Consider the following 8,731-nt stretch of genomic DNA (forward strand, 5'->3'; position numbering starts at 1 on the left):
AGCGGGACGCCATGCGGGCAATGTCGGCTTCCGTGCCCGGCGCGTCAAGATGTCAGGCTTTCTGCTTGACATAGCGTCCGGGCGCCGGTTCGATGGCGCGGTACTTGGTGGATCCGGGCTTCTTGGGTGCGGGCACCTGGGGCCCGCCGTGCCGCCCGAGCCAGGCAGACCAGTCCGTCCACCAGCTGCCTGGGTGCTCGGTCGCGCCGGCCAGCCACTCCTCGTGACTGGCAGGCACCTTGCCGGCCGGACCGATCCAGTGGCTGCGCTTCTTGCTGGCCGGGGGGTTGATCACACCTGCGATGTGACCGGAGGCGCCGAGCACGAAGCGGGACTGCCCCTTGTTGCCGCGCAAGGCCGCCACGTTGCGGAACGCGGCGTCCCAGGGAACGATGTGATCCTCGCGGGAGCCATACACGTAGGCGGGCACGTCGATCAGGCCGAGATCGACCGGCTCCCCGCACACCGTCACGCGCCCGGGCTTGACCAGGTTGTTCTCGAGGTAGGTGTGCCGCAGGTACCAGCAGTACATGGGGCCGGGCAGGTTGGTGCTGTCGCTGTTCCAGTACAGCAGGTCGAAGGCCGGCGGGGTCTCGCCCTTCAGGTAGTTGCCGACCACGTAGTTCCACACCAGGTCGTTCGGCCGCAGGGCACTGAAGGTGCTGGCGAGTTCCTGACCCTTGAGCAACCCGCCGCCGGACGGGCTGTCCGCCCCGATGGTGAGTTCGCGCAGGCGCACCATCGCCTCGTCGATGAAGAGGTCGAGTACGCCGGTGTTGGTGAAGTCGAGAAAGGTGGTCAACAGCGTGAGGCTCTCCGCCGGCTTGCGGCCCTGCCGCGCCAGCACGGCCAGCGCCGTCCCGAGGATGGTGCCACCCACGCAGAACCCGAGGGTGTTGATGGTCTTGGCGTCGGTGATCTCCTGGACCACGTCGATCGCGCGGATGGCCCCCTCGGCGATGTAGTCGTCCCACGTGAGGTGTGCCATGTCGGCGTCGGCGTTGCGCCAACTGACGACGAACACCCGGTGGCCTTGCTCGACTGCATAGCGGATCAGCGAGTTGGTCGGCTGCAGGTCAAGGATGTAGTACTTGTTGATGCAGGGCGGCACCATCAGCAAGGGCCGGCTGTACACCTTGGCCGTCTGCGGCTTGTACTCGATGAGCTGGAACAACTCGTTTTCGAAGACGATGCTGCCTTCGGTGGTCGCCACGTTGCGGCCCACCTCGAACAGGCTTTCGTCGGTCTGCGACATGTGGCCCTGCCGCAGGTCCTGCAGCAGATGGGAAAGCCCCTGCCCGAGGCTGTCACCCCGGCTTTCGACGGCCTTCTTCAGGGCTTCGGGGTTGCTCGCGAGAAAGTTGCTCGGCGCTGCCGCGGCCACCCACTGCTGCACCGCGAAACGCAGCCGCTGCCGCAACTTGTCGTCCCCCTCGACGCTGTCGGCCAGGCGCCCCAGCGTGCGCGCATTGAGCAGGTACAACTGGGCCGTGAAGGAGGCCATCGGGTCGGCCTGCCACTCCGGCGCGGCGAAGCGGCGGTCGGCGAGCGGGGCCGGGGCCGCCGCAGGGCCTCGGCCGGGCGCAGCCTCGGCGCCGGAGGTTGCGCCTGAACCGGGGTTCACCGCACGGTTCCACAGCGCGCTGGCCTGCTGGAGGTACTCCGACTGCAAGGCACCGAGGACCGCGGGTGGCACACTGAGGCCTGACGCGGCCTTCAGCATGTCGGCCGCGGTGCTGCCGAAGGCGCCGAGGGCCTCGGCGATCTGGGAATCGGGGGAAGCGCGGTGGTTCACAGCTCTCCTTGATGGACACTCGGACGGCGGGCGTACTGCATTCCCCGGGCGACAACTGCCCCGCCATTCTCGCCTCAAATGTCACGCCGTGAAACACCATGTACCTCGTAGCGATCGCCTGGATGTATGTCGTACTGATGATGACGGTCGCGGAAGCGACCAGTCCGAACGGCACCGTGCTGGGCGCCTTCTTCACTTTCCTGCTGTACGGCGCGCTGCCGCTGTCGCTCGTGCTCTACGTGATGGCAACGCCCGCGCGCCGGCGGGCCCGCCGCGAGGCTGATGCCTCAGCCGCCGCTGCGGGTGATCCAGACGGCCGCGGCCATCCGGCCGGTGACGCCGTCCCGCCGGAACGAGAAGAACCGTGAGGTGTCCTCGACGGTGCACCAGTCGCCGCCACTGACCTGGCTCACGCCGGCCGCGGCCAGGCGGCCACGTGCCAGTCGCGGCAGGTCGGCCAGCCACTTGCCCGGCCGCACGGGAGCGAAGCAGGCGGCCACGGCGGTATCGCCCGCTGCCCCGAACGCCTCGAGCACGTCGGGGCCCACCTCGAACCGTCGCGGCCCGATGCATGCGCCCAGCCAGACGGCCACTTCCTCAGGCGCACAGACGCCGGCGGCGCACACTTCCCGCAGGGTGGCTTCAAGAACACCGGCCTTCAGGCCGCGCCACCCGGCATGCGCCGCCCCCACCGCCCGCCCGCCGGGGGCGGCGAAGAGCACCGGCAGGCAGTCGGCGACCAGCACCGTACAGGCCAGTCCTGGCTCGGTGGTGACGCTGGCGTCCGCTTCCTCCGGCGTGGCGTCGGAGGCAGCATGGGAATGGGCGAGCCGCACGACGCGCGTGCCGTGCACCTGCTTGAGGAACACCGGGGCCGCCCCCTCGGTCGCCGCGCGAAAGATGGCGCGGTTGCGCGCCACCACGGCCGGATCGTCACCGACGCCCGTGCCGAGGTTGAGACGATCGAAGGGCGGCGTGCTCTGCCCGCCGGCCCGGGTGGACATCAGTCCGCCCACGCCATCGACCGTCCAATCCGGGCGCAGCCAGTCGGGGTGCATCAGGCGGCGTCCGGGCAGGCGGAAGGCTGCGCGCGAGCAAAGGCGTCGAGCGCCATGCAGGCCTCCACGATGCGCATCACCGTGGGCACGTGGTCCAGCCGGCAGTTCATCCGCTGCGCGTTGAACACCTGCGGCACGAGGCAGATGTCAGCGACCGTCGGCCGCTCGCCATGGCAGAAGCGCCCGGTGGCGGCATGGTTCGTCAACTGGGCCTCGACGGCCGCCAGGCCGTCCTCCACCCAGTGGCGATACCAGGCATCCTTCGCCGACTCCTCGACCTTCAGTTCGCGCGTCAGGTAGCGCAGCACCCGCAGATTGTTCAGCGGGTGGATCTCGCACGCCACATCGAGCGCGAGTGCCCGCACCCTGGCCCGGGCCAGCGGATCGGCCGGCAGCAGCGGCGGCTCGGGATGGGTCTCGTCGAGGTATTCGATGATGGCAAGCGACTGCACGAGCGTCGCATCGCCATCCTTCAGCAGCGGCACCAGACGCGCCGGTGTCATGTCGCTGAAGGGGGGCGCCAGCTGCTCGTTGCGGACCAGGTGCACTGGCACGTACTCGTAGTCGAGGCCCTTGAGCGCCAGCGCGATGCGCACGCGGAAGGAGGCCGACGACCGGAAGTAGTTGTAGAGCTGCACGGCGGTGCGCCCGGGCTCAGCGTTCGACGAGCTGCACCCGCAGGCTGCCCACGCCGTCGATGCGGGCGGCGAGCGTGTCACCGATGCCCACCTTGGCCACGCCCTCGGGTGTTCCGGTGAAGATCAGGTCACCCGGCTGCAGCGTCCAGGCCGCAGACACCTTGGCGATGATCTCGGGCACGCTCCAGATCAGCTTGCCGATGACGCTGTGCTGGCGCTTGGCGTTGTTGACGTCGAGGGAGATGACGGTGGCCGCGTTCAGGTAGCACTCGGCGGCGGGGCGGATCGCACCGATGGGCGCGGACTCATCGAAGCCCTTGGAGGTGCACCAGGGCCGCCCCAGTTTCTTGGCCTCGGCCTGCAGGTCGCGCCGGGTCATGTCGATGCCCACCGCGTAGCCCCAGACGTGCGCCAGCGCCGACTCGGCCGGGATGTCGCGGCCGCCCTTGCCGATCGCCACGACCAGCTCCACCTCGTGGTGCAGGTCGCTCGTCAGGCTGGGGTAGTGCATGCGCCCGGTCTCACCCTCGCGCACCGGCAACACGGCATCGGCCGGCTTCATGAAGAAGAACGGCTCCTCGCGGCCACTGCCGCCCATCTCGATCTGGTGGTCCACGTAGTTGCGGCCCACGCAGTAGATGCGGTGGACGGGGAACGTGGCGTCGGGGTCGGTCCCCGCGACAGGAACGGTGGCAATGGGCGGCGCGGTCAACACGTGGCTCATGGGATTTCTCGGGGACGACAGGAATGTCGCCGATGATGCCACGCCGCCGGGGCGTCGTGTGCGGCGCTAAACTGGCCCGATGTTCCAGTACCGCAGCATCAAGCATTGCAAGGCCTGCGGGTCGCCCACGACCTACAAGGTCCCCGCGGACGACTCGCTCGAACGTGCCACCTGCACCGCCTGCCTGACCATCCACTACGAGAACCCGCTCAACGTCGTGGGCACCCTCCCGATCTGGGAAGACAAGGTGCTGCTGTGCCGGCGCAACATCGAGCCGCGCTACGGCAAATGGACGCTGCCGGCCGGGTTCATGGAGCTCGACGAGACCACGGAAGAAGGCGCGGTGCGCGAAACCACCGAGGAGGCAGGCGCCCGCGTCGAGCTCCAGGGCCTGTACACGCTCATGAACGTCGTGTCGGTGGGCCAGGTCCACTTCTTCTACCGGGCGCGCCTGCTCGACACCGACTTCGCCCCCGGACCCGAGACCATCGAGGCCCAGCTCTTCGCCGAACATGAGGTGCCGTGGGACGAACTCGCCTTCCGCACCGTCCGCCAGACGCTCGAGCACTTCTTCGCCGACCGACGTCGGGGTCAATACGGTTTGCTTTGTGCCGATATTCGTTGAGCATTAGGCTTCAACGATGTCCGCACCCGGCAACCCGACCCCTCCCCCACCCGCCGCGGCCCAGTCCGCCGCCGCCGCGCCGCCCGTCACGGCGGATGCCGCCACCCAGCGCCTGCGCGAGGACCTGATCCATCCGGACCCGCTCCTCGACTGCCTGGTCGAGGTGTGTCGGCTGGGCGGCCAGGCCGCCTCGCGTGCGTCCCTGTCCGCCGGGCTGCCGCTCGGCACCAGCGGCAAGGGCCGCCTGACGCTGGAATTGGCCGAGCGTGCCGCGGCGCGGGCCGGCATGTCGACGAAGCTGCAGCGGCTGGCCCTCGACCAGATCGACGCCGCCGCCCTCCCCGCCATCCTCGTCCTCAAGGACAGCAAGGCCTGCGTCCTGCTGAGCTGGAACGCCGATCGCAGCGAAGCCCGCGTGCTGCTGCCCGAGACCGGCCAGGGTTCGGTCGGCATCGGGCGTGACGAGCTGGCCGAGCGCTACACCGGCGTCGTGCTCTTCGTCCGGCCCCATTTCCGCTTCGATGCCCGCACGCCCGAGGTGCGCGCCGTGCGGCGCCGGCACTGGTTCTGGGGCGCGATCCTGGAGCAGCGCTTCGTCTACCGCGACGTGCTGTGGGCCGCCTTGCTGGTGAACCTCTTCGCCCTGGCCTTCCCGATGTTCACCATGAACGTCTATGACCGGGTGGTGCCCAACAACGCCATCGAGACACTCTGGACCCTGTCCATCGGCGTGCTGCTCATCATGTGCGGCGACCTCTTCATGCGTCTGCTGCGCAGCCGCTTCGTCGACGAGGCCAGCGCCCGGATCGATGTGCAGATCTCCGCCCGCCTCATGGAGCGGGTGCTCGGCATGCGGCTCGAGAACCGGCCCGAGTCGGTGGGCTCCTTCGCCTCCAACCTGCGCGGCTTCGAGCAGGTGCGCGACTTCATCGCCTCGGGCACGGTCACGGCATTGATCGACCTGCCCTTCGCGCTGCTCTTCGTGCTGGTGCTCGCCTGGATCTCCCCGTGGCTGGCCCTGCCGGTCATCGTGGCCTTCACCATCATCCTCGTCATGGGCTACGTCCTGCAGCACCGGCTGCACGACCTCTCCCAGACCACCTACCAGGCCTCCGCCCAGCGCAACGCCACCCTCATCGAGAGCCTGACGGGCATCGAGACCATCAAGTCGCTCGGCGCCGAGGGGGTCATCCAGGGACGCTGGGAGCGGGCCAACCTCTTTCTCGCACGTACGAACGTCAGGATGCGCGCCCTGTCGTCGACCGCCAGCTATGGCACCGGCTGGCTGACCCAGGCGGTCACGGTGTCGGTGGTCATCATCGGCGTTCACCTGATCGGCCTGCGCGAACTCACGATGGGCGCCCTCATCGCCGGCTCGATGCTCGCCGGGCGCGCGCTCGGGCCGGCCGGCCAGATCGTCGGCTTGCTGATGCAGTACCAGGGCGCCCGCACTGCCATGGAGTCGCTCAACAAGATCATGGACCGGCCCGTCGAACGGCCAGCCGGCGAGAACTTCATCCAGCGCCCGCAGCTGCGGGGTGACATCGAGTTCCGCAACGTCAAGTTCTCCTACCCCGGGCGCCAGGACAGCGCCCTCGACGGCCTGAGCTTCAAGGTGGCGGCCGGCGAGCGGATCGCGCTCATCGGGCGCGTCGGCTCCGGCAAGTCGACCATCGAGCGGCTGATCATGGGCCTCTACCAGCCGACCGAAGGCGCCGTCCTGCTGGACGGCATCGACCTGCGGCAACTCGACCCCGCCGACGTGCGCCGCAACCTCGGCTATGTGTCCCAGGATGTCACGCTGTTCTACGGCACCTTGCGCGACAACATCACCTTCGGCCTGCCGTACGCGGACGACAGTGCCATCGTCGCCGCCGCCGAACTGGCCGGCATGACCGGCTTCATCAACCGCCATCCGCGCGGCTTCGACATGCCGGTGGGCGAGCGCGGCGAGTCGCTCTCGGGCGGCCAGCGCCAGGGCATCGGCCTCGCCCGCGCGGTGCTGCACAACGCCCCCATCCTGCTGCTCGACGAGCCCACGAGCGCGATGGACTTCTCCACCGAAGCCCAGATCACCCAGCAGATCACCAAATTTGCGGAGGGCAAGACGGTGGTGCTCGTCACGCACCGCACCTCGCTGCTGTCGATGGTCAACCGCGTGATCGTCATCGACGGCGGCAAGATCGTCGCCGACGGTCCCCGCGACCGCATCATGGAAGCACTGTCCACCGGGCGCATCGCGCGCGCCGCATGAACATGACGCCCACCGACCCCACGCCGACCCCGGGCCCCGACGACGCACCCGAGGGCCGAACCTACGGCTTGTTGCGGCGTGCGGGCCTGGCCGTGCTGCGCCCGCTGGAGCGCATCCGCCTGTTTCTCGAGCCCGTCACCCTGCGCCTGTTCGGCCCGCCCGCCGGCAGCGGCGAGCAGGCCGCCCAGGCGGGCTTCACCAGCTTCGAGCGGGAGGCCGACGGCCTGATGTCCCGCCGGGCCACCCATCGTGCCCAGGCCATCGTGCGCGCGGCCGCCGTCATCGTGCTGCTGCTCCTGCTGTGGGCGGCGCTCGCCAAGGTCGACGAAGTGACCCGCGGCGAGGCCAAGGTGGTGCCCTCGCGCCAGCTGCAGGTGCTGCAGGCGCTCGATGGCGGCGTCGTCACCGAGATTCTCGTCCAGGAGGGCCAGGTCGTCGAAGCCCGGCAGCTGCTGCTCAAGATCGACGAGACGCGCGCCACCTCGGGGGTGCGCGAAAGCGATGCGCAGGTGTTCGCCTTGCGAGCGCGCATGGCGCGGTTGAGGGCGCTCGCCGAAGACGCCGCCTTCCAACCGCCGGACGCTGCCGGCGATCCCGAGCAGGAGCGCATCGTCCTGGGCGAACGCCAACTCTACGAGGCGCGCCGTTCGGAACTGTCCACGCTGCTGTCCATCAATGCGCAGCAGCTGCAGCAGCGGCAGCAGGAGCTCGCCGAAATGCGGTCGCGCAAGTTGTCGGCCGAGCGATCGCTGGAACTCGGCCAGCAGGAGCTGGCCAAGACGCGGCCGCTGCTGGCCAGCGGCGCCGTGTCGGAAGTGGAAATCCTTCGGCTCGAACGCGACATCTCCCGGTCGCGAGGTGAGTCCGAGCAGGCGAGTGCCCAGATCGCCCGGGTCCAGGCGTCCATCGGCGAGGCGCAACGCAAGAGCCAGGAAACCGAGATCCAGTTCCGCAACGAAGCGCGCAAGGAACTGGCCGAGGTGCTCGGCAAGCTCAACGCCCTGAATGAAGGCGCCGTCGCGCTGACCGACAAGGTCGACAAGTCGCAGGTGCGCTCGCCGGTGCGCGGCCGAGTCCAGCGGCTGTTCGCCAACACCGTGGGCGGCGTCGTCACGCCCGGCAAGGACATCGTCGAGATCGTCCCGCTGGACGATGAACTCGTCCTCGAGGCGCGCATCGCGCCCAAGGACATCGCCTTCATCCGGCCGGATCAGGCAGCCCTCGTCAAGTTCACCGCGTACGACTTCTCCATCTACGGCGGCCTCGACGCCAAGGTGGAGAACATCAGCCCGGACACCGTCGTCGACGAGCGGGGCAATGCGTTCTACCTGGTGCGCGTGCGCACCCAGCGCGCCAATTTCAGCGAGAAACTGCCCATCATCCCGGGCATGACCGCCGAGGTGGACATCCTCACCGGCGAGAAGACCGTGCTGTCCTACCTGCTCAAGCCGGTCCTCAAGGCCAAAGCCTACGCGCTGCGCGAACGCTGAGCCGCGGCGCGCCTATTGCAGGCCGCCCCCGAGTTGGCCGTGATGCCTTTCACGGTGTGCCGTGCACTTTCTGCACCGAAGCTCGAAATCAGTCCTCAATTTCTGCCGCGGAGCGCCGATATGCCGTCGAAGCGCTGCCGGTGTATC

At 68.9% G+C, this 8,731-nt stretch carries 7 protein-coding genes; 3 read left to right on the forward strand and 4 right to left on the reverse strand.

The window, feature by feature from the left end; all coding sequences use genetic code 11:
* Positions 1-52: 52 nt before the first annotated feature.
* The 4 genes from phaC to ACSQ2F_RS11345 all read right to left on the reverse strand — a co-directional run bounded on the left by phaC (position 53) and on the right by ACSQ2F_RS11345 (position 4,215).
* Positions 53-1,723 (reverse strand): class I poly(R)-hydroxyalkanoic acid synthase, encoded by a 1,671-nt coding sequence (gene phaC / locus ACSQ2F_RS11330; protein WP_436026803.1) that lies wholly within the window; start codon positions 1,721-1,723, stop codon positions 53-55.
* 359 nt (positions 1,724-2,082) lie between these two features.
* Positions 2,083-2,853: a peptidoglycan editing factor PgeF gene (gene pgeF / locus ACSQ2F_RS11335; protein ID WP_436022781.1), complete on the reverse strand. Its 771-nt coding sequence runs from the start codon at positions 2,851-2,853 to the stop codon at positions 2,083-2,085.
* Positions 2,853-3,491, reverse strand: coding sequence for a maleylacetoacetate isomerase (gene maiA, locus ACSQ2F_RS11340; protein WP_436022783.1), 639 nt, complete (start codon positions 3,489-3,491; stop codon positions 2,853-2,855). Before maiA ends, pgeF begins: the two co-directional genes overlap by 1 nt.
* 16 nt (positions 3,492-3,507) lie before the next feature.
* Positions 3,508-4,215, reverse strand: a complete 708-nt coding sequence (locus tag ACSQ2F_RS11345; protein ID WP_436022785.1) for a fumarylacetoacetate hydrolase family protein — start codon at positions 4,213-4,215, stop codon at positions 3,508-3,510.
* Positions 4,216-4,294: 79 nt separating this feature from the next.
* On the opposite strand from ACSQ2F_RS11345, the gene ACSQ2F_RS11350 reads away from it, so the two are divergent.
* From ACSQ2F_RS11350 to ACSQ2F_RS11360, 3 genes are read left to right on the forward strand one after another with little or no spacing between them, the layout of a single operon-like run.
* Positions 4,295-4,840 (forward strand): NUDIX hydrolase, encoded by a 546-nt coding sequence (locus ACSQ2F_RS11350; RefSeq protein ID WP_436022787.1) that lies wholly within the window; start codon positions 4,295-4,297, stop codon positions 4,838-4,840.
* Between the two features lie 16 nt (positions 4,841-4,856).
* A complete protein-coding gene (locus ACSQ2F_RS11355) occupies positions 4,857-7,094 on the forward strand; it encodes a type I secretion system permease/ATPase (protein WP_436022789.1) in 2,238 nt (745 codons plus the stop codon).
* Positions 7,091-8,584, forward strand: coding sequence for an HlyD family type I secretion periplasmic adaptor subunit (locus ACSQ2F_RS11360; RefSeq protein ID WP_436022791.1), 1,494 nt, complete (start codon positions 7,091-7,093; stop codon positions 8,582-8,584). Before ACSQ2F_RS11355 ends, ACSQ2F_RS11360 begins: the two co-directional genes overlap by 4 nt.
* Positions 8,585-8,731 lie beyond the last annotated feature (147 nt).

This window comes from Rhizobacter sp. LjRoot28 (assembly GCF_964253025.1).
Lineage (GTDB): Bacteria > Pseudomonadota > Gammaproteobacteria > Burkholderiales > Burkholderiaceae_C > Rhizobacter.